The 21,602-nt window shown below is 46.5% G+C and carries 16 protein-coding genes and 1 pseudogene; 8 read left to right on the top strand and 9 right to left on the bottom strand.

The features are described from left to right. Window positions 1-7: 7 nt before the first annotated feature. The 6 genes from ELS82_RS10970 to uraH form a co-directional block, all read right to left on the bottom strand. The gene (locus ELS82_RS10970; RefSeq protein ID WP_134835522.1) at window positions 8-1,189 is read right to left on the bottom strand and encodes a glycosyltransferase; all 1,182 of its coding nucleotides are present in this window, start codon (window positions 1,187-1,189) and stop codon (window positions 8-10) included. Window positions 1,190-1,283: 94 nt separating this feature from the next. After that, window positions 1,284-2,453 carry a glycosyltransferase family protein gene (locus ELS82_RS10965; protein WP_134835521.1) on the bottom strand — a complete coding sequence of 390 codons (1,170 nt, stop codon included), beginning with the start codon at window positions 2,451-2,453 and terminating at the stop codon, window positions 1,284-1,286. 286 nt (window positions 2,454-2,739) lie between these two features. After that, the gene (locus ELS82_RS10960) at window positions 2,740-4,101 is read right to left on the bottom strand and encodes an 8-oxoguanine deaminase (protein ID WP_134835520.1); all 1,362 of its coding nucleotides are present in this window, start codon (window positions 4,099-4,101) and stop codon (window positions 2,740-2,742) included. Window positions 4,102-4,258: 157 nt separating this feature from the next. Continuing rightward, window positions 4,259-5,668 (bottom strand): nucleobase:cation symporter-2 family protein, encoded by a 1,410-nt coding sequence (locus ELS82_RS10955; protein WP_134835519.1) that lies wholly within the window; start codon window positions 5,666-5,668, stop codon window positions 4,259-4,261. Between the two features lie 145 nt (window positions 5,669-5,813). Continuing rightward, window positions 5,814-7,157, bottom strand: coding sequence for an NCS2 family permease (locus tag ELS82_RS10950; RefSeq protein WP_134835518.1), 1,344 nt, complete (start codon window positions 7,155-7,157; stop codon window positions 5,814-5,816). A 134-nt stretch (window positions 7,158-7,291) separates the two neighbouring features. After that, a complete protein-coding gene (gene uraH, locus ELS82_RS10945) occupies window positions 7,292-7,645 on the bottom strand; it encodes a hydroxyisourate hydrolase (RefSeq protein ID WP_134835517.1) in 354 nt (117 codons plus the stop codon). A 346-nt stretch (window positions 7,646-7,991) separates the two neighbouring features. Between uraH and puuE the strand changes: the two genes are divergently transcribed. The 6 genes from puuE to ELS82_RS10915 all read left to right on the top strand — a co-directional run bounded on the left by puuE (window position 7,992) and on the right by ELS82_RS10915 (window position 14,475). Continuing rightward, window positions 7,992-8,915: an allantoinase PuuE gene (puuE, locus tag ELS82_RS10940; protein ID WP_134835516.1), complete on the top strand. Its 924-nt coding sequence runs from the start codon at window positions 7,992-7,994 to the stop codon at window positions 8,913-8,915. A gap of 1 nt (window position 8,916) precedes the next feature. Beyond that, window positions 8,917-9,432, top strand: coding sequence for a 2-oxo-4-hydroxy-4-carboxy-5-ureidoimidazoline decarboxylase (gene uraD / locus ELS82_RS10935; RefSeq protein WP_134835515.1), 516 nt, complete (start codon window positions 8,917-8,919; stop codon window positions 9,430-9,432). Window positions 9,433-9,557: 125 nt separating this feature from the next. Further along, the gene (gene alc / locus ELS82_RS10930; RefSeq protein WP_134835514.1) at window positions 9,558-10,544 is read left to right on the top strand and encodes an allantoicase; all 987 of its coding nucleotides are present in this window, start codon (window positions 9,558-9,560) and stop codon (window positions 10,542-10,544) included. A 14-nt stretch (window positions 10,545-10,558) separates the two neighbouring features. After that, window positions 10,559-11,110 (top strand): ureidoglycolate lyase, encoded by a 552-nt coding sequence (locus ELS82_RS10925; protein WP_134835513.1) that lies wholly within the window; start codon window positions 10,559-10,561, stop codon window positions 11,108-11,110. Window positions 11,111-11,133: 23 nt separating this feature from the next. Beyond that, window positions 11,134-12,414, top strand: a complete 1,281-nt coding sequence (locus tag ELS82_RS10920; RefSeq protein ID WP_134835512.1) for a urate hydroxylase PuuD — start codon at window positions 11,134-11,136, stop codon at window positions 12,412-12,414. Between the two features lie 141 nt (window positions 12,415-12,555). Beyond that, complete coding sequence (locus ELS82_RS10915; RefSeq protein WP_134835511.1) at window positions 12,556-14,475, top strand: methyl-accepting chemotaxis protein; 1,920 nt, start codon at window positions 12,556-12,558, stop codon at window positions 14,473-14,475. A gap of 18 nt (window positions 14,476-14,493) precedes the next feature. On the opposite strand, the gene ELS82_RS10910 is transcribed toward ELS82_RS10915, so the two are convergent. Continuing rightward, entirely contained in the window at window positions 14,494-15,642 is a 1,149-nt protein-coding gene (locus tag ELS82_RS10910) for an anaerobic sulfatase maturase (protein ID WP_134835510.1), read from the bottom strand. 241 nt (window positions 15,643-15,883) lie between these two features. Between ELS82_RS10910 and ELS82_RS27435 the strand changes: the two are divergent. Both ELS82_RS27435 and ELS82_RS10900 read left to right on the top strand, forming a co-directional pair. Beyond that, window positions 15,884-17,164: pseudogene (locus tag ELS82_RS27435) on the top strand (DUF1254 domain-containing protein); the annotation flags it as partial. 64 nt (window positions 17,165-17,228) lie between these two features. Beyond that, a complete protein-coding gene (locus tag ELS82_RS10900; RefSeq protein WP_134835509.1) occupies window positions 17,229-18,440 on the top strand; it encodes an OmpP1/FadL family transporter in 1,212 nt (403 codons plus the stop codon). Between the two features lie 96 nt (window positions 18,441-18,536). Here the strand turns inward: ELS82_RS10900 and ELS82_RS10895 are convergent, their stop codons facing one another. Together ELS82_RS10895 and ELS82_RS10890 are read right to left on the bottom strand one after the other, a co-directional pair. Further along, entirely contained in the window at window positions 18,537-20,075 is a 1,539-nt protein-coding gene (locus tag ELS82_RS10895; protein ID WP_134835508.1) for a sulfatase-like hydrolase/transferase, read from the bottom strand. 35 nt (window positions 20,076-20,110) lie between these two features. Beyond that, complete coding sequence (locus ELS82_RS10890; protein ID WP_134835507.1) at window positions 20,111-21,535, bottom strand: DUF1254 domain-containing protein; 1,425 nt, start codon at window positions 21,533-21,535, stop codon at window positions 20,111-20,113. Window positions 21,536-21,602: the final 67 nt, after the last annotated feature.

The following is a 21,602-nucleotide window of genomic DNA, read 5'->3' as shown; positions in this document are numbered from 1 at the left end:
AACTCCATCAGCGTTGAAACAGAGCCCGAATCTTTTGCGCATTGTTGTGAATATTGAACTGGCTTTCGATGAGCGAGCGCGCTTTCTGAGACAAAGTGACTCTCAACTGGGACTGGCTCAGTAAGCTGAGCAGTGCTTTAGCCAATGAGTTTGGATTGCGCTGCTCGACCATTAAACCTGTTTGACCATCTAAGATGACTTCAGGGATTCCCGTTACATCCGTCGAAACACAAGGTGTACCGAGTGCCATAGATTCAAGCAGGACGGTTGGCAATCCATCGCGGTTACCATCTTCGCCTACGATGCACGGCGCGGCGAACACGGCAGCTTGGCGTAAGTATTGTTTTACGTTTTCTTGTGGTAATGAACCTTTTAGTGTGACGACATCTTCAACGGCTAAATCGATAATTTGTTGCTGAAGCTCGGCTTTGAGTTCGCCATCTCCAATAATTTCGCATTGAAAGGTGATTCCCTGCTGCTTAAGTTGCTGGCAAGCACTGATTAAGTCGCAGAACCCCTTCTTTTCAACCAGACGACCGACGGCACAAATCTTAGGTTCTCGGGATTCAGGTGAGGAATAGGGAAATTCAGCGAGATCCAGGCCATTGTATATCGTGACCACTTTGTCATTTTGAACCGCCAAATCTTTGGTTAGATAGGCGTAGTTAAAATCACTGACCGTTATAGCGCACTTGGCTTGTTGGAACTTAGTTACTAGGGCGACGAAATCATTATCTTGATGAAATATATCTTTTGCATGAGCGGTAAAAGAGAAGGGAACGCCGGTTATGGCAGAGGTTATTTGCGCCACTGTGGTTGATGTCGTTGCAAAATGCGCATGTAAATGTGTGAGTTGCATACGACTGATGTGCAGCGCAAGTTCGAGAGATTGAAGTACTTCTCTAGCGCTTGCACTGGGGAATTGACCGAGCACATGCCACACCTCAGGGTAACGGCGTGAGACCTTTTTTTGCCTTTCCCAAAATGTACTCGCGCGATCAGCTTTGGCTGGTAGGTAGGTTACGGGCGCTTTGACTCGCGAGATAATATCTTGAAAATGCGCGTCTTGTGGGGGCAACAAGGCGAAGATATGGACACTCAAGCCTGCTTTTTCATGGGCTAAGATTTCATTAACGATAAACGTTTCAGAATAGCGCGGATATCGTTTTACGATATAGGCGACACTCATAGGTTACTCCTCATACTTACTCTGTATTTTCATATCTGTAACCAACGTTGTGCGTAAAATTTCTAGCTCATTTGAAGCAAACGACCATTGAAACTTAAGCGAGCAGATGACGTTCTAATTTTTCCATTCCATGTAGACTAATTTCTTGTGGGAATGGTAATTGTGCTTCCTCAGAGAACAGCTTGTTTTCAATCTTTTTATTGAGTTCTTTGGGAGTAATGTGCTCTGGGTGGAGATATTCGAAAATCTCTAGCTTAGCCAGTTGCTGAGCGCGAATAAGTTGTTCTGCTACGGGAGTGACTCTAGGGACAAGAATCGCTGGTGTTTTTACCGATAGGATTTCGCAAACAGTGTTATAGCCAGCCATGGTCACTACTAAATCTGCAGCAGAGAGGTAGGTCATAAAGTAAGGTGAAAACTCACTTAGCGTTGTATTTGGTAGTGATTGCGCGAGAGATTGTAGATTTTTAATGTCTGCGACATTCATCTCTGGCCCATAGAAAACGATCGAATCAACCTGATCTTTCCACGAGCTTTGATGGCAGGCTAGTAGATAAGTTTCTAATACTAATTTTCCATCATCTCCTCCGCCTGCAGCGGCAACCACGAGCTTGCGGTCGGACTTAGCTAAATGGGCGAGTAACTTACTACTTTGGTGTGACTTTTCTGTACGCTGTAAGTACCCACAAAACTCGGTCATTTTCTCAACGCTTGGTGGGAAGTCATACTGTTGGACCATATCGAATATGCGTTGTTCACCAACGACTAAGACTTGTTCATAATACTTTTCGACTAATTGGTAATATGAGTTCTTACGCCATAATTGTTGGGTGACTTCTGGAGTATCCAATATGTCTCGAAGCAGCAGGACAAGTTTTGGAGGTTTGATTAGTGAGCTAAGAAACGAAAGGGATGGTTTTAGCTCTCCGTTTAAACCTCCGGGCTTTTTATCGACGAGCACTAAATCTGGTTCATAATCAGTGATGACTTGTTGAATGATCTTTGCTCTTGAATCGAGGAGAGCCGAAGCGCTTAAGCAGTCTAATTTTGCTGAGTAAGTACCTGATTTAGAACGCTGCAAGCAAGGCAATTTAATATAGTCAATATTGGATTGAGTGCGAAAAGCGTGCAGCATTGGTGAGCCGGTAATCAATAAAATGTATAGCTCACGGTGGCGACTGACCAGAAAGTTTGCGATAGCAACCATACGACGAATGTTGCCTAAGCCATAGCTATCATGAGAGTAAAACAGCAACTTTTTCATTTCGGATATGGTCCTCAAACTATGGTGTTCAAACAGGTACAGAGGTGGCTGTGATGCGAAATTTAATGACGCTTTCGATATAGTTCTTTAGTTTAGAACTCTCTGAAGTATAGTCGTGAGGTGAGTGAATAGGCGTTAAATGGGCAACTTTTCTTAGCGTATCAGAGAGACCAATAGAGTAAGTGATTGATTGCTATTTGAGTTTTATCATGGCTAGATTTTGAAATGAGTCTGCTGATTTTGAACTGAAAACAATGCCTCAGCATCTGTGAGGCATTGTATAGTGTTATTCGCCCAATGCTTTTTTGGCTAAGCGTTTTGCTGCGTGTTTATGGCGTTCCATCAATTGGTGAATGTCGACGCCAATCACTTCGCCATTCATGACTCGCCAATGTCCGGCAACCATAACTCGGTCGGCTTGTTGAGCCCCACATAACAGTAGCGCCGCCAGCGGGTCATGACTGCCCGAGAAACGAATGTCATCGAGCTTAAACATCGCGATATCGGCTTGTTTACCTGCGGTGAGTTCACCGATGTCATTCCGTCCCATTGCTTGCGCGGAGCCTTTGGTTGCCCAGCGCAGCGCGTCAAAATGAGTCACATTGGCAGAGCCGTATTGCAGACGTTGTAAATACATCGCCATGCGCACTTCGGCTATCATGTTCGAGCCATCGTTTGAAGCACTACCATCGACACCTAAACCTACTTTAACGCCAGCCGCTTCAAGGTCATTGTTCTTACAAATACCAGAGGCCAACATCATGTTTGAGGTTGGGCAGTGACTGATTCCTACTCCGGCTTGGCCTAAGCGTCGGATCTCTTCAGTGTTGAAATGAATGCCGTGTGCCAGCCACGTTCGCTGATTGAGCCAGCCGACATCTTCAAGGTAGTCCACTGGACGTAAGCCAAACTTCTCAACGCAGAAATCTTCTTCATCCAATGTTTCACACAAATGAGTGTGCATCATGACGTTTTCTTGCTTGGCGATAATTGCTGTCTCTTTCATTAAGTCGGTGGTGACAGAGAAAGGCGAGCAGGGCGCAAGGGCGATTTGGGTCATCGCGCCATCGTGGTGCTGGTGGTATTGGCGAATCAGCCTATAGCTATCATCGACAATGGCTTGCTCGGTTTGGATGGTGTGCCTTGGCGGTAGGCCGCCATCATCTTCACCTAAGCTCATTGAACCGCGAGTGAAAATCGCGCGAACGCCAAGCTTTTGCGCTGCTTCAACTTGAAGATCAATCGCATGCTCTAGTCCGTTAGGGAGTAGGTAGTGATGATCAGAGGCGGTGGTACAGCCAGAAAGCATCAACTCAACTAAGGCAAGCTCGGTGGCGACGCTCATCATCTCTTCATCGAGATTGGCCCAAACGGGGTAAAGACTTTTAAGCCAGTGGAAGAGTTCTTTGTTGAGCGCGTCGGGATAGGCGCGGGTTAAGGTCTGATAAAAGTGGTGGTGGGCGTTAATCAGCCCCGGCGTCACGACATGGCGTGATGCATCAACCACGTAATCAATGTGATGGGAGGGTGTCCCATGCTTTGGAATGAGTTCGACAACTTGATTGCCTTTCACCACGACACCGCCTTGGGCGTCTTGCTGGTTTCCAGTGTAAATTGCCAGTGGATTCTTAATCCAGATGGTTTCCATTCATAATAGTCCTTAGCCATCTCAGCCATTTCAGGGGAGAGGGTCTTAAACGTTTTAGTTGAAAGTAAGGCTAGTCATCGCTAGCGGGGTTATTGTGTCAAAGCTCTGTTCTTGGTGACAGGTGGTAACAGAGCTTATGTCTCCTTTTGCGTTATTACTAATCGCTGGTTTTCGCTTCAAGTTTGCTTTGAACGGCTTCAGTTTGCTCTTCGTTATCCGATTTACGGATGATTTTCTCTTCAAATTGGTCTTTGCTTTCCGTTAAGGCTTCGCGCACTTCTTGGTTGCTCGATTTAGGTAACAGTTGGTGCAGAATCACCGTCACAATTGTACCTGTCGTAATGCCTGAGTGGAGGAAGTTAGCGATATCATGAGGTAAGTGTTGCAATAAACGAGGCTCGAATGTCACTGCCAGACCTGATGCTAAACCAACACAGATAACCAAAGCGTTGCGTTTAGTATCTGCTGCCATGATCAGCATGCGAATACCAGCGTAAGCAATCATGCCGAACATGACGAAACCGACACCGCCAAGCACTGGCTTTGGAATGGTTACCGCTATAGCAGCTAATTTAGGGAACAAGCCGCCTAAGATCAGTAGGCCACCTGTTGCTGCCACAACGTATCGGCTTGCAACGCCTGTGATACCGACAATACCGACGTTTTGACTAAAGGAAGCCAGCGGCATTGCGGTAAGAATCGATGACAAGGTGCTGCCAAGACCATCTCCTAACAGACCGCGCTGTAGGTCTTTACCCGAGATTTTCTTATCACAGTTATTCGCTAGAGCCATAAAGTCACCAGTGGCTTCTGCGATTACCACGATGTAAACCAGACTCATACTCACAATGGCACTGGCTTCAAAAGTTAGGCCATATTTGAGTGGTTCTGGCCCACCAACCCATGCGGCTGAGGTAATGTCATCCAGGTTAACCATACCCAGTGACAGCGCGACGATGTAGCCACCGGCAAGACCAATGACAATCGCAGAAGCTGCCACCGCGCCTTTACAGTAGACCGATACCGCAACCACGATACCCAGTGACACAATCGCTAAGAACAGCTTTGGCAAAGTGGCAAAGTTTTCACTCGATGCCGGTGCGTCACCAACCCAGTTCATGGCGACAGGTAATATGGTTAAACCTATCAAGGTGACGACCACGCCGCTGACCACGGTTGGAAAGAGCTTTTTCACTTTGTCCATGTAGAAGCTGGCAAGAATCACGACAAATGAGCCGACCAGCGCAGAGCCCATAATACTGGCGACTCCGCCTTCGCGGCCGATAGCAATCGCAACACCTAAAAAGGCAAAGCTTGAGCCCATTACCACAGGTAAGCGAATCCCGATCGGGCCAAGACCAATACATTGCGCCATGGTGACAATACCAGAGGCCAGCAGTGCAGCATTGATAAGAGAGACGATTTCTTGGTTTGGCAGTCCAATAGAAGCGCCAACGATAAGTGGTACAGCGACAATACCGCCAATTGAGGCAAGCATGTGCTGTAGAGCAAGAAGTAGAGTGATGCCGTGAGGCGGTCTTTGATTGAGTGTATACAGAAGTTTCATTGGTTATACCTCGGAGAGATTTGAGTGGTTTTATCTCTCGTTGACTGGGCAATTGACTTCTACAAACTACGTAGGGTCTCGAATTTTGGGTGTAGAAAACTAGCCTAAACAAGCGTTCAGGCTAGATTTCTTCAAGTTGGAGCGATTAGATGTAGATAAGTTTAGCGACGAAGATAACAGTCAGAATGTACATCGAAATAGATACATCTTTGGTCTTGCCGGTCGCGACTTTTAGTACCGTGTAAGTGATAAAGCCTAGTGCAATACCATTCGCGATTGAGAAGGTTAATGGCATCATCAGTGCAGTGATTGCAGCAGGAGCGCCATTAGTGAAGTCTTTCCAATCGACGTGCTGCATACTGCTCATCATTACGAAGGCAACATAAATTAGTGCACCCGCTGTCGCGTAAGCAGGGATCATGCCTGCTAGTGGCGATAGGAAAATCGCAGCTAAGAATAGCGCAGCAACAACAATGGCTGATAAACCTGTACGAGCACCGGCGGCAACACCTGCAGCACTTTCTACGTAACTGGTTACTGGTGGACAACCGACACACGCGCCAGCAACACTTGAAATTGAGTCTGCTTTTAACGCCCTGCTAAGCCCTTCAATTTTACCCGTTTCTTTGTTCATTAGATGTGCACGCTCTGCAACACCCATCAGTGTACCAGCGGTATCGAACATGTTAACGAATAGGAAGGCTAGGATCACACTGATCATCGAAATGTTGAACGCACCAGCAATGTCCATTGCCATAAAGGTTGGGGCAATGCTTGGTGGCGCTGCGAAGAAGCCATTGTATTGAACCAGACCTAGCATCATGCCAACAACCGTGACACTTAAAATACCGATAAGCACAGCGCCAAACACTTTACGCTCGCTGAGTACCGCAATGATCAAAAACGCGATTGCAGCTAGCATAGCATCAGGCTTAGTGAAGTCACCAAGTGACACTAATGTCGCTGGGTTTTCGACGACGATACCAGCCGTTTTAAGGCCGATTAGACCAAGAAACAGACCAACACCTGCAGTCATCGAGTAGCGTAAGCTGACTGGAATACTCTCAATAATCCACTGGCGGACTTTATAAAAGCTCATCCCGACGAAGAGGATACCTGACAGGAATACCGCGCCTAACGCCACTTCCCAGCTGTAACCCATTTCACTAACTACAGTAAATGAGAAGAACGCGTTTAAGCCCATACCCGGTGCTAGACCGACAGGCCAGTTCGCAAAAAGACCCATGAGTAAACAACCGATCGCGGCACCAATACAGGTTGCGACGAATACCGCACCTGAGTCCATCCCTGATGCAGCCATGATTTGAGGGTTAACGAAAATGATGTAGGCCATTGTAGCGAACGTCGTGATCCCCCCGATCATTTCATTCTTTACGCTGGTTCCATGTGCTTTCAGTTTGAAAAAGCGCTCTAAAAGGCCACCAGATTGACCTTCGTTATTAAGCACTTCTGCTTTGCTTTCGTTCATGTCAGCAAGTCCTTTTGTTTAGGTGTTTCTTCAATTGAATACCACGCTCTAGTGTGCTGCCGGCTCTTTTGGCTCGCGACCTAGACTCCAATTTTCCTGATGAATGTTAAGTTTGACGTTGTTAGAAGTTCTTTTTAGCTGCCGCGGTACGTTGAGAAACTGTATGGAGAAACAAGTAGCGGAACATGATAATGTGCGCCTTCTTCACCAAGACCAAAGCGGATGACCACATCATCTAGGAATGGCACTTCACCCAGGTCGACATCTCTCTTACGGTAATAGTCCGCTACATGGAAAACCAATTGGTATTTGCCTGTTGTGAATGCCTCACCTTCAAGCACTGGCTCGTCTGTACGTCCATCGAAGTTAGTGGTGACCGTTTTGATTTTTGTCACGCTATCGCCTTCGATGCGAAACAACTCAACGAGAATGTCAGCTCCGGGAACGCCATGCATTGTATCCAATACGTGTGTTGTCAATTTACCCATAATCATTAATAGCGCTAAGCGCTCTCCTAATTTTTGAGGTTTCTTATTGTATACAAAGTTGTTCTAACTTTGCATTTGATACCTATATATGTACACAAAATATCCATATAGTAAAGCGCGTTGTTATAAAAATGTTATTATTAAAAGTAGCAAAAAGTGAAATGTGTGACATCAAGCGAATCGAGAAAGATTAAGGCTTATTGGCTAAGTCTATGAAATATAAGGTTGTGTATCGATAAAGTAACTTTAACAACAAAATCTTTACATTAAGATAATTTATTGTATACAATGAATGTATGAAATTAAAAAGACAGCTACGAATTGTCTTGGTTTAAGGAGAGCCTGAATGGATAAGGATTATTCACGAGATCTAATTGGCTATGGGGCGAATCCTCCTCACCCTAAATGGCCTGGTGGAGCTCGTATCGCCGTGTCGTTTGTATTGAATTATGAAGAGGGCGGAGAACGTTGCCTTCTGCATGGGGATGAAGAGTCTGAAGCCTTTCTATCTGAGATTCCAGCCGCACAGCCTATTAAAGGTGAGCGTCACATCAGCATGGAATCTATCTATGAATATGGTAGCCGCGCAGGTGTGTGGCGAGTTTTAAAACTGTTTGATGAGTATGAAATTCCTCTGACTGTTTTTGCTGTAGCGATGGCAATTGAGCGTCACCCAGACGTTGCAAAAGCGATGGTACAAGCCGGCCATGAGATCTGTAGCCATGGTTATCGCTGGATCGATTACCAATATATGGATGAGTCACAAGAGCGTGACCATATGATGAAAGCGATAGAGATCATCAAAGATATCACCGGTGAACGACCTTTAGGCTGGTACACAGGTCGTACTGGCCCGAATACCCGTCGCATTGTTGCTGAAGAAGGTGGCTTTCTTTACGACTCGGATGCCTACGATGATGACTTGCCTTATTGGCACACCGAAACGGGTCAGCCACAGTTGGTGATCCCTTACACCCTGGACGTTAATGACATGCGTTTTGCTACGGTACAAGGCTTTAACTCCGGTGAGCAGTTCTATCAATACCTTAAAGATACCTTCGATACGCTTTATGCCGAAGGTGAAACAGCGCCAAAAATGATGTCAGTCGGTTTGCACTGCCGTTTGATTGGTCGCCCGGGGCGTATCGCCTCACTGAAACGCTTTTTAGATTACGTAAAACAGCACGATGATGTTTGGCTATGTCGCCGTGTTGATATCGCTCGTCACTGGCACGAGAACCACCCATACACACCACAAGAGGAGAAATAATATGACTGAATTTCGTTTTTGCACACCATCACAGATGGCACGTTCGGAATTTGTCTCTCACTTTGGTGATGTGTATGAGCATAGCCCATGGGTAGCAGAATCTGTCTACGATCAAGGGCTTAGCGACCAAGACAATTTAGTTGCGAATTTGCATCTGAGAATGGCGGAAGCGCTGCTGGATGCAGAAAAAGCAAAGCAACTTGCACTTATTAATGCTCACCCTGATTTAGCAGGTCGAGCAGCAATCAATGGTGAACTCACAGCGGCATCGACTGCTGAACAGGCTGGTGCTGGTATTGATCAGTGCAGCGCTGAAGAGTTTAAAAAATTCACTTCGTACAACGACAGTTACAAACAACGCTTCAACTTTCCCTTCATCATGGCAGTGAAAGGGGCCAATCGTTACCAAATTCTTGAGTCGTTCGAGAAGCGATTAGGCAATGATAGTGACACTGAGTTTGCTACTGCGATTCAGGAAATCAACAAGATTGCACTGTTTCGCTTACGAGATATGTAAGTCACGGAGAGGTCGACTATCTCGTTCTAACACCTAACCGGTGTTGATATCCGAAATAAAGGATATGGCGCTCGATAAGAGCTTACTCATTAACCTATTTTTGAATAATTGGAAGGATAAAGGAAATGTCCTTAGACTTTGAACAATACATTAATCTTGCTGACGATAAACTAGGCGCAGAAGCTATCTACGCTACTGACGATTTCTTTGCTGATAAAAGCCGCCTACTGCGCCGTGAAGCGCCAGAGTGGAAAGACGATTTATACGATGATAACGGCAAATGGATGGATGGCTGGGAAAGTCGCCGTAAGCGTGGTGAAGGCTACGACTACTGCGTAATTCGCCTTGGCTTAGCTGGAACGATTGCTGGCGTTGATATCGACACCTCTTTCTTTACGGGTAACTTCCCACCGTCAGCGTCAATCGATGCGTGTTATTCACCAGACGGTGACCCAACGGATGCGACAGAGTGGCAAGAGATCCTGCCATCAATGAGCCTTCAAGGTGACCATCATCATCTAGAAGAAATTGCTAGTGAAGAAGTATTCACTCACTTACGTCTAAATATCTACCCTGATGGTGGTGTGGCACGTCTACGTGTTTACGGTCGCCCGAGTGTGGATTGGGATCGCGTAGACCCACAACAGCAAGTAGACCTTGCAGCGGTTGAAAATGGTGGTCGTGCACTGGCATGTAGTGATGAGCACTACGGCAACAAATCAAACATCCTTGGTCCTGGCCGTGGTGAGAACATGGGTGATGGTTGGGAAACCGCACGTCGCCGTACTCCAGGTAATGACTGGGTGATTGTTGCGCTTGGTAACGCAGGTAACGTTGATCGCGTCGTGGTTGATACCGCGCACTTTAAAGGCAACTTCCCAGACAGCTGTTCAATTCAGGCAGCGTATGTGAAAGGTGGTACAGACGATCAGGTGGCGACGCAAAGCTTGTTCTGGCGTGAACTACTACCCGCGCAAAAACTCAAAGCACACGATATTCATGAGTTCACCTCAGAGGTTAATGACCTAGGTGCAGTGACTCACGTGCGCCTGAATATTTTCCCTGATGGTGGTATTAGCCGTCTGCGTTTGTTTGGCACTAAAGCGAAATAAGCGAGGGGAAGATTATGAGCAATGGAATTCGCCGTTTAGCAATCGAACCCTTAACCAAACAAGCTTTTGCTGAGTTTGGTGATGTGATTGAAGTCGATAACAGTGACTACTTCATGATCAACAATGGCTCGACTCGTCGTTATCACAAGCTGGCCAAGACGGATGTGCAAGATCAAGGTGGTGAAGCCATCATCAGTATCTTTCAAGCAACACCGCTTAGCTACCCGTTAACGATTTCAATGCTAGAACGTCATCCACTAGGGTCACAGGCATTTGTTCCATTGCTTGGTCAACCGTATCTCATTGTTGTTGCTCCCAAAGGAGACAACCCATCACTGCAAAATTGCCGCGCGTTTTATAGCAACGGCCGCCAAGGTGTTAATTACCACAAAGGCGTTTGGCACCACCCAGTACTTGCGTTGATCGATCAAGACCAGTTCCTGATCGTTGACCGAGGTGGAGAGGGGCATAACTGTGATGAAGTCTTCTTTGAAGCCGATTTGGTTTCACTACACTTAGAAGATATTCCGGCGAGTAACAGACAGGAAGTAATGCTCTCTGAGTAGAGTGCTGTAAGAAGGAATTTATTATGGATCCACATATCACGGAGTGGTTGAACTTAGCGATTCGCTGGGTTCACATGATAGTTGGCATCGCATGGATTGGTGCTTCGTTTTACTTTGTTTGGCTAGAAAACAACTTGAATCGTGTCAATCCAAAAACGGGCCTATCGGGCGATCTTTGGGCGATTCACGGTGGTGGTATTTATCACCTAGAGAAGTACAAACTTGCGCCGCCAGAAATGCCAGAACACCTACATTGGTTTAAGTGGGAAGCATATTTCACTTGGATCACCGGTGTACTGCTACTGGGTGTGGTTTACTACCTCAACGCTGAGATTTACTTGATTGCGCCTGGTTCAGGTATGGAGCCGAGCACAGCTATTGCGATTGGTATTGGTGCCTTGGTTGCAGGCTGGTTTATCTACGACCTATTGTGTGACTCGCCATTAGGCAAGACGCCAATGCTATTAGGTGCGGTGCTATTCGTACTGTTAGTAGGCGCAACTTATGGTCTGTCTCAAGTGTTTAGTGGCCGTGGTGCTTACATTCATGTCGGTGCTATTATCGGTACCATCATGGTCGGTAACGTATTCCGAGTGATCATGCCTGCGCAGCGTAACTTGGTCAGTGCGATTGAAGAAGGTCGTGAACCTGATCCAGCGCTACCAGCGAAAGGGTTGCTGCGCTCTCGTCACAACAACTACCTGACGCTACCCGTGCTGTTCATTATGATCAGTAACCACTTCCCAAGCACTTATGGTTCAGAATATAACTGGGCAATTCTTGCTGGCCTTGCGATCTTTAGTATCTTGGTTCGCCACTACTTTAATACTCGCCACGGCAGCCAGAAATTTGCTTGGACGATTCCAGTGGCAGCACTGGGTATGATTACGCTAGCTTTTGTGACCTCACCGTATGCTAACAGACCAGCAGCGCCAGTTGCGAAAGCGCCAGTCGCGGTTGAAACGTCTACTGCGAAATCGACAGAGGCGGTTTCTACGGACAACGTTCAAGCGGCGAATGCCTCTGAGCAACCAGCTGACGGTGGAGTGAACTTTACCATTATTAATCAGGTGATTCAGGAGCGCTGCTCAGTGTGCCATTCAGCGACGCCAACCCACGCGTCTTTTGCTGCTGCGCCGGCTGGAGTGATCTTGGATACCCCACAGGAAATTAAAGCAAATAGCCCACGTATTGCGCAAACTGTGACCACCAAATACATGCCGTTAGGCAACATGACTCAAATGACCGAAGACGAGCGTACGCTTATTGGAGCGTGGGTTGCACAAGGTGCTATGATTAACTAAAGGCCGAAAGAATTTCACTTACTGGTGTAGATTGCCAGTAAGCGAAATATATGCAACGTGGTATTTCCCGTCATTTATCTCATGTGAGATCCCCCGGCCCCTGTTCCGGGGTTTTTTGTGCCTCAAAAGGAGTTTGAAGCTATGCGAACTGCGTTAAGTATTCGACATAAAACGATGTTGGCAACGGTAAGTGCAGTGATTTTAGTGATTGCCGTCTTGATCAGTATTACGGTCAGTCAAGGGCAAAAAATCATTCTGGACAAAACCTACTCACAACAAATGCCCGCCGCATTGGGTGAGATAAGTAACCTAATCAAACTGGAGTTGGAAAAGCCATTGGTGGTGTCTGAAGTGATGTCGCAAATGGCATTACTAAAAGAGTTCACAGAGCAAGACAGCCAACAAGTGATTGACCAACTCAGTACCATTAAACGGGAGTTCAACGCATTAACCGCCTTTTATGTCACAACCATCAATGATACCTATTATGTGCCTAACGGCGTGCTAAAAACCATGTCAAAAAGCTCATCAGACGATGGTTGGTTTTATGGTTTTCTCAGCAGTAACAAAAGCGTTGAGCTCTCGATTGATGTCGATGAAGCGACGGGTATTGCCACCGTATTCGTTAACCAAGTGGTGATGAAAAATGGTCAAAGAATCGGGGTGACGGGTATTGGATTGTCTCTCGAAAGCCTTGGCAAAACGGTGTCTGATTTCTCATTAGGTGAATCGGGTGAGCTGATGCTGGTGGATCGCCAAGGTGTGGTCAAAATCCATTCTGACACCGCTTTTGTGGGCAAGTCTTTAAGTGCGGTTGGGATGGGTTCAGTGACACCTAAGCTTGGATCTCTGTCTGGTCAATCATTTGATATTTACGAAGCGCAGTTCGACCAAACCTCTATGGTAGTTGGTTTAATGGCCCTGCCACAACTGGATTGGGTGCTGATCTCTGTGCAGCAAACGAGCGAGGTGTTAAGTGAAATTAACCACTTTATCGAAACAATGGCTTGGATTGGAGTGTCGGTCGCTTTGCTGTTCATTGTAGTGAGCGCTTACATGACCAATGTACTTCTTAAGCCACTGACAACAACCGCAGATTTACTGTTGGAAATTGGCGGCGGAGGCGGTGATTTAACCCAGCGACTCGATGAAAGCAGGAAAGATGAAGTGGGTAACATCGCTAAAGGTTACAACCAGTTTGTTAGCTACATGGGTAGCGTGCTGCAAGAGATTGAAGCATCGCGCAAAGAGCTTGTGACAAGCATTGATTATATTGATCAGCAAGCGGAAGAGATCAAACAGCAGATTCGAGGTCAGGAACAGAATATTCACCAAGTGGCGACGGCCATCCATGAGATGAGTGCGAGCTCGGAAGAGATTGCCAACAACGCCAACAACACATCAGATAATGTGCAGCAGACGACCTTGGAAGTGAAAAAAGGGCTCGATTCAGTCAGCGATACTTTCAGCCATACCGAAGCGATGAATCAGCAGCTTGATCAAAGTAATCAAAGTATCGAGCAACTGTCGGATGATATTAAGGCGATTGATACGGTACTGGATGTGATCAGTGGGGTGTCAGAGCAAACTAATTTATTGGCGCTCAACGCAGCGATAGAAGCGGCAAGAGCAGGCGATCAAGGCCGAGGTTTTGCTGTGGTAGCGGATGAAGTTCGAACCTTGGCGTCTCGCACTAGTGACTCTGCCAGTGAAATTCGTACCATCATCGAAAACTTACAGAGCTTGAGTAATACCGTGGTGAACGAAGTAGGGCAAAGCCATAAGATAGGCCAAAGCTGCTTAACCGCCGCACAATCATCAGAGCAGCACTTAGCTTCGATTAATCGCATTGTGGAAGATATCCATCAGCTCAGCGCACAAACCGCCACCGCGACCGGAGAGCAATCTCAGGTGATCAATGAAATTGCCCCGCACATTGAAAGCATTGCTGATGTTGCCCGCAGTAACACTGATATGGTGACGCAAACTTCTCAGCGCTGTATCAGCTTAAAAGAAAACGCAGATTCTCTCAGCCAACTGGTGGCGAAGTTTAAGTTCTAGGGGGGAATAGGCAGCGAGCTAGAACAAGGTGTAGTAAGCCGGAGAGTAGCCTCGTTGCATTGCGTCGACCATTCGTAGCAAGTGTGGCAATGCGTGGTGAAAGAACACCTCATAGCCTTCGCAAAGTACGTTGTGGTCTTCCCCTTTTTCCGTTTTTATTAAACGGTTTTTTGGGCATCCGCCCTGACACATTGGTAAGAAGTCACAACGAGTGCATTGTGTAGGTAGTGTGCGTTGTTTAGCTTGACCAAAGTTTAGCTGAGTTTGACTGTTGACCATTTGTTCAAGCGAACGAGAAGAGAGCTCGCCAAGCTTGTAATCGCTATAGCCAAAGTGGTCGCAGCTAAATACTTCACCATTTGATTCGACCATCAGTTGTTGACCGCAAGTGGCGCTGTGATGGCACATTTGACTAGGATGTCCCATCAGGATCATTAAGCAGTTTTCAAAGAACTGCACGTAGACCTTGCCGACGTCTCGCTCACGCCATTCATCAAACACATCACATAGAAATTGTCCCCACTGCTTACCTGTCAGCGTCCAATCTTGATCTGTTCTACGGTCAAGTTCATGATCAATGCATGGCTGGAATTGTAAGTAGCCACTGCCGTGTTCTTTAAGGAACTGATAAATCGTTTTGCCATGTCGATAGGTCTTGTTATTGACGACGGTTAAGGTATTAAATTCGACTTGGTGTTGTTTTAGGTGCTTAATGCCGCGCAGGGTGCGCTCAAAAGAAGAGTTACCTTGTTTATCAATACGTGCAATGTCATTGAGCAGATTAGGCCCGTCAATACTGATGCCGATCATAAACTGATTTTGCTTAAAGAACTCAGCCCAGCGCCCATTAATTAATGTACCGTTTGTTTGCAAAGTATTGATAATCTTTTTGCCTTGATTGTGGCGCTGTTGGAGCTCAATAGCGTGCTGATAAAAGGCTAGCCCGCTGAGCATTGGTTCTCCACCATGCCAGACAAAATCTACTTGTGGGGCACCTTTAGGCTGAGAGTCGATATGATCTTGGATCAGTCGTTCAAGCAGACCTTTATCCATGGTCGGGGCGTTTGGGTCTTCATGTTTCAGGTAGTAACAGTAGTGGCAATCTAAGTTACATTTCCCCCCCCCCTCCGCTTTAATGAACAAGCTGTAAGGTAAAGGCGATGGCATAACAAAGCTCCCAAAGATATGAGTAAACCCACGAAGTGGCATAGGTTAATCAGTATAAAAAATACGATCACTTAAGCCGAATTACATATCCCTATAATTGCTATTAACTCTTTCAATTTTCGTTTGTTAATCGGCGTTGTTATCTTGGTTTTGTTACCAAATTAGACGAAAAAAAACACAACATTGAAGAGGTTTTATGCTGTTAAAACGATCGTTCGCCTTGCTGCCGTTAGCACTGGCGATGACTAGTAGTTACACGGTTCATGCGACTGAAACCGAGCCAAAACTAGTACCATCCGCAGAAGAAGAGCTCGCTTATACCCTAGGTGTTCAAGCGATGATTTACGGCGCAGGTCCGCTGACGGTCTCAATGGTGCGTAATACCTCCACCACGGTTGATAGCCCTATGGACAACGGTATGGCTCCGCTTAACCAAATGGGCAAAACTTATCGCCTGCTTGGGCCTGAAGACCGAATTGTGCCAACGGTTAACAACGATACCTTATACTCTCAGTCACACATCAACTTGGACCAAACGGGTCCTTTGGTTATAGAAATACCTAAAACGGACGACCGTTACTTTATCGTTCAGTTGCTTGATGAGTATTCAGAAGCGGTTGATAACTTGATTGCAGACAATGTCGGAGTAGCGGGCAGTAAAGTGCTGCTAGTCAACAAAGGTTGGCAAGGTGAGGTGCCGAAAGGAATTGATAAAGTTGTTGAATCTCGCACACCTTATGTTTGGTATATCCAACGTACAGCAGTAGCGGGTAAGCAAGATCTTGAAGCGGCTAAGTTGGTACACAAGCAATTTATTAACTACCCGCTATCAGAGTTAGGCCAACAGCATCACGCTGCAGAGCTATAGCATGCTTCTAGTGCAATCCCAGCTCCTCAATTACCGCAAGGCTTAGCTTGGTATGCTGCGATAGATAAAGAGCTACGCGAGAATCCATTGTCAGAAGCGGAGGCGATGGTTGAGCAATTCAAATATATCGGTATTGGTGGTGAGACGCCGTTTGATCCTGAGTCGTTATCGGAAGAGACAAAACGCGGCTTATTACGTGCGCTTGAAACCTCACAAAATATTGTTCAATGGGCTAGCCGTTCTGTAGGGACGAAAAACAATGGTTGGGCGATGATGTATGAAGGTGGTCGCTACGGTAATGACTACTTAAGCCGCGCGACGATCAACTTCAGAGCTGCAGGCTTAAATACCCCAGAGCGAGCGTTGTACCCGAACCGATACACAGACTTTGAAGGTGAACAATTAAATGGTGATTCCGAGTACAGAATGACCATGCCAGCGAACCCGCCCGCGAAAGCATTTTGGTCATTGACTATGTACGATGCTCAGAACCTATTTATGGTCGACAATGCGATTGACCGCTACTCGATCTCTAGCCTGAGAAAAGACGAACTGACTTATAACAAAGATGGTTCGTTAACCGTGTGTATTCAGCATAACAAACCAACAGATACTCAATGTAACTGGTTACCCGCGCCAAAAGATGAATTCTACCCACTTCACTACCTCGCCACGTTATCGTGCGCGGGGTAGTGCTGTTTCTACGAGACAACTTTTCATGAATAAACCTTTATATCTATCTTTGCTTGCGGCAAGTGTATGTTGCACTTTGCAAGTTAACGCGGCTGGAACACTGGTTTCCGAAATGAGCCAGATGTCGGTCAGTACCGCTGGAGCGGGCGGAGCCGTAGTCGCTGAAAATGCCTCAGTCGCTTATAGTAACCCGGCAGGGATGTCATACATCGATCAACCAGCATTATCCGTAAACCTTGCAGCGATGGCGCTGGATATTAACTATTATGACCATACTGATGCTAACCAAAGTGCCGAAGACGCGGGTGGCTACCAACCTTATGGCTCCCTCTATTATGTTCATCCAGTCTCCGAGAAGGTTCGCTTTGGTATGAGTTTGTCTGCTCAAGGCGGCAGCGCTCTCGATTATGGTACCGAGTACGCGGGCAATATGGAGCTTAATGATCTTCGTTTGAGTGTGTTACAGCTTAACCCTAGCTTTTCCTATCAAATCGATTCTCGTTGGTCTGTCGGGGGTGGTCTGCAAATCGATTATGCGACTTATGAGCAAAATCTACTGGTTGACCATGCCCATCTTGAAACAGACTCGTGGACGTTAGGTTACAACCTTGGCGTGATGTGGCAGGTCGATAAAGATAATAGATTTGGCCTGACCTATCGCTCACAAATGGATCATGATCTCACAGGGGAAGTGAATACCGATCCTTTCAGCATTCATATTGCCGGACCACTATATAAAGATATTCCAGCGATGTCGGGCCAAGCAGGAGTGAATGTGCTTAACCCTCGCCAAGTTGAGCTATCAGGTCTCCATCAACTAAACCAACCGTTGAGCTTAGTTTGGAGCCTAGGTTTTGAGCAATGGAGTGAAAACAAAGCTACCCACGTTGAAGTCAATGGTAGCAACGTTAGCCAAATCCCAAGAAGCTTTGAAGATGTCTGGAGTGCGGCGGTAGGAGCAAGATACCAGTTGACGCCAAAACTGCGTGTAGAAGGTGGTTTAGGGTATGCGTCATCCCCGCTTAGTGACCCAAGACTACAATCCCCAGACCTCCCGGTTGATAGCCAACAAAGATACAGTTTGGGCATGAGCTATCAATGGAGTGAGCAAATCAACCTCAATGGTTACTACAGCTTTGTTGACTATGGGAACCCAGAAATTTCGACCAGTAGCATGTCAGGTCATTTTGATAACAGTAACCAGTTCTTTGGTTTGCTGATCAATATGACCTTCTAGTTCGTGTGCGCTGTAAGTGGTAGAGACTAAAAAAAGGGGAGGTGTATTGAACACTTCCCCTTTTGCTTAGTAACATCTACATGCAAAGATGTTCGGTTACTTTTCTTTGACTAGACTATTGTCAGACATACCAATGCCACCTGCTTTTTGGATTGGCGGGAATTGCTTCATCGACTGCTGGAACTGAACAATTTCTTTTTGAATGATAGGCACCGCCCAAGAGCGCTCTTTCATCCACAGGAACCAACCGCGCGTTTCAGGTGTACGCTCATATGGGTCGGCCTTGATATCCATCAGAATCCCCAAAGGCCATGCTTTAGCGGGTTCTACCCATTCAGTCTTGGTTTTTAGGTGAACTTTCCACTTGCCTACACGCACGGCGTTTAGGTCGGTTTCATTGAAGTAGAAGAACGATTTACGTGGACTCTTTTCGCCCTTAGTCAGCATATCGAGTTGGTTGTAGCCATCAAGGTGAGCTTTAAAGCTGGTGCCGTTGATCTTAGTGCCATCAAGTAGTTTCTGCTTAATGTTCTCTTCACCTGCGGCGGCCATCAATGTTGGCACCCAATCTTCCGATGTCATGAATTCACCCGTGTATTCCCCTTCAGGAATATGACCAGGCCAACTTACCAGCATTGGTACGCGGAATGCGCCATCCCAAGTAGTACCTTTCTGGCCTTTAAATTGTGCTGAACCTGCCATTGGCCAGTGATCAAGGTTAATACCATTATCGGCGGTAAACATGATGATGGTATTGTCGGTTAAGCCTTCTTCATCGAGCTTATCGAGGATAACCCCCACTTGGTCATCAAGTTCTTTCAGTGCGTCGAAATATTCGGTGTGGCCACTCGCCCCAAGGTATTCATCTTTGACATGTATTTGCTGGTGCATACGTGATGGGTTGAACCACATAAAGAATGGCTTATCCGGTGACTGCGATTGGTGCTCATCGATCCAGTCAGTGGCAAAGCCCACAAACTCATCATCAATATGCTTCATGCGCTCAATGGTCAGCGGGCCTTTATCTTCAATGCGTTGTTTACCCACTGTACCCCAGCGAGGATCTTTGGTGTCGTCGAATTTGTCGGTGGCAAACGTATGCAGCACATTACGCGGACGGCCAACAAAGTTCGGGTCTTTAGGAAACTCTGGTTGCTCTGGCATTTCCATCACGTTTAGGTGATAGAGGAAGCCAAAAAACTCATCGAAGCCATGACGTGTCAGCAGGAATTTATTGCGATCGCCGATATGGTCCTTACCGACCGCGATAGTCGAGTAACCTTTGTCTTTCAACATTTGCGCTAAGGTTGGTGTTTGGTCTTGGATACCGATATTTGAGCCTGGCTGTCCGACCGTCGTTAACCCGGTCCGAATTGGGTATTGGCCTGTGATAAAGGCAGAACGTCCGGCAGTAGAGCTACCTTGAGCATAGTAGTCGCTCACCATCATTCCGCTTTTAGCTATGCGGTCGATGTTAGGCGTTTCAATAGCACCTAAACCTCGGTGGTAGGCAGAGATGTCCGCAGGACTAACGTCATCAACCATGATGGTCAAGATGTTCGGCTGACCAGAGTCTGCCATAACGTTCATGGAAGCACTCGCTGTAACAGCGAGTGCGAGTAGCGATTTTTTCATAGTAAATTTAAGCCTAAGTTTGGTGGTAAATTGGATTACTGAGCGGTGATTGCTGGGACAGTCCATTTCATATCAAGCACCTCTTTCGATGGGATGTAGAGGCGAGTGATGACGTAAAAGCCTCCTTCAGGTGTCGCTAACCAGTTGCTTTGCTTGTCTTTGCTCGGCTTCTGGTGAGAAAACGTCAGATCGAATGAGCCGTCTTTGTTGGTGCGGATAGCAGAGTGACTATTGAGTGAATATCGTTGCAGCGGGTTTTCAATTAGCATCTTGGTTTTGGCGTCGTAAACCGTCACTGACCAAAATGCGCCGACAGGAGGTGTCTGTTCGAAATGCATTTTGTAGCTATTTTTGCCCTGCAATGGCACCCCATCTGCATCGGTATAGGCGAGTGGGTAAAGGGCTTCAATAGCGCCTTGGCCGCCTAAGTAAGGGTGAGCAATCATCGAACGCAACGCATTATCATCACCAAACTGGTCAAGAACAAACGAGTAGTTCCAACCATCTTTATTGACGATGTTGGCCGGATTACCAATTTGAGCATCAACGATGTTCTGACCATCAATAATGGCTTTAGCGAGAGTATCTTGTGCTTGTGATGACAGCTTTTCACGATCAAAGCCATCTTGCGTTAAGCCTATTTTGGCAAACTGTCCGAGCAGGGCTTGCTGCCTTTCATCGACAGGGTTTGATTTTAGATATTCACCAAGTTCAACGAAAAAACGCAGTGGATCTGACTTCTCACCCGGCTTAGGTGAAAGTGGCGCGATAGGTGACAATTCATCGGTACCCACGTAGACATCGAGCGGAGTCAATTGATAGCTATCTTGGATAGCATGAACTTGAGGGTAATCTTGTTCGCCAAACACTTGCGTGCGGCCCCACAGCCAAACTTTGGTTGTCGGAGCTTGGACGATTTCCAAGTCGTAGGGCAGTTGTGATGGTTTTTTCCAGCCAGGAGGAACGATCAAATACTGGTGAGGTTGAGACCCCGTGGCACGTGTGCCGACATACTTGAATAGGTTGTGCCACATATCGAACATGTCGATGACGTAGTAACGATCGTTGACTTGTGGTACGGAAAGAACGATAGGTCCTTGGTTTAAATCGAGGATCGCACTTGAGTAGAGCGTATCTTGATTGGCGGTTGGCATATCCGTATCGGAGGGGCCAGGCAACTGACGTGCGTGGCCAAATTGATTGAGTGGCGCACGGTAGCTTGTTTCTGATTGTGTTGAAGATATATCGGTATACTGACGAGCAATCTGTTCCATTCGAACCAGAGTCGAACCCCAAAGATAGGCATTAATACCTAGTGCATGAACTTCGGAGTTCAATGCCTGATTGATTTTTTGCTCTACGGAGTTTGCGCTATTTTCTGACGCATAGACTGGAAGATAAGCGGAGCAACTACAAATTAATAATGTACCTGAGACCCATTTCGCTAAAGTGTGCTTCATAAGATTTCTCCTGTTTTAGCACACTGTAACGAAAAATATTTATCCCTGTTTCTATAGTCTGTATTAA

Source organism: Vibrio ouci (assembly GCF_004551525.1).
Classification (GTDB): domain Bacteria; phylum Pseudomonadota; class Gammaproteobacteria; order Enterobacterales; family Vibrionaceae; genus Vibrio; species Vibrio ouci.
Note: the sequence above shows the minus strand (reverse complement) of the source record. Positions and strands in the feature narration are given on the sequence as shown.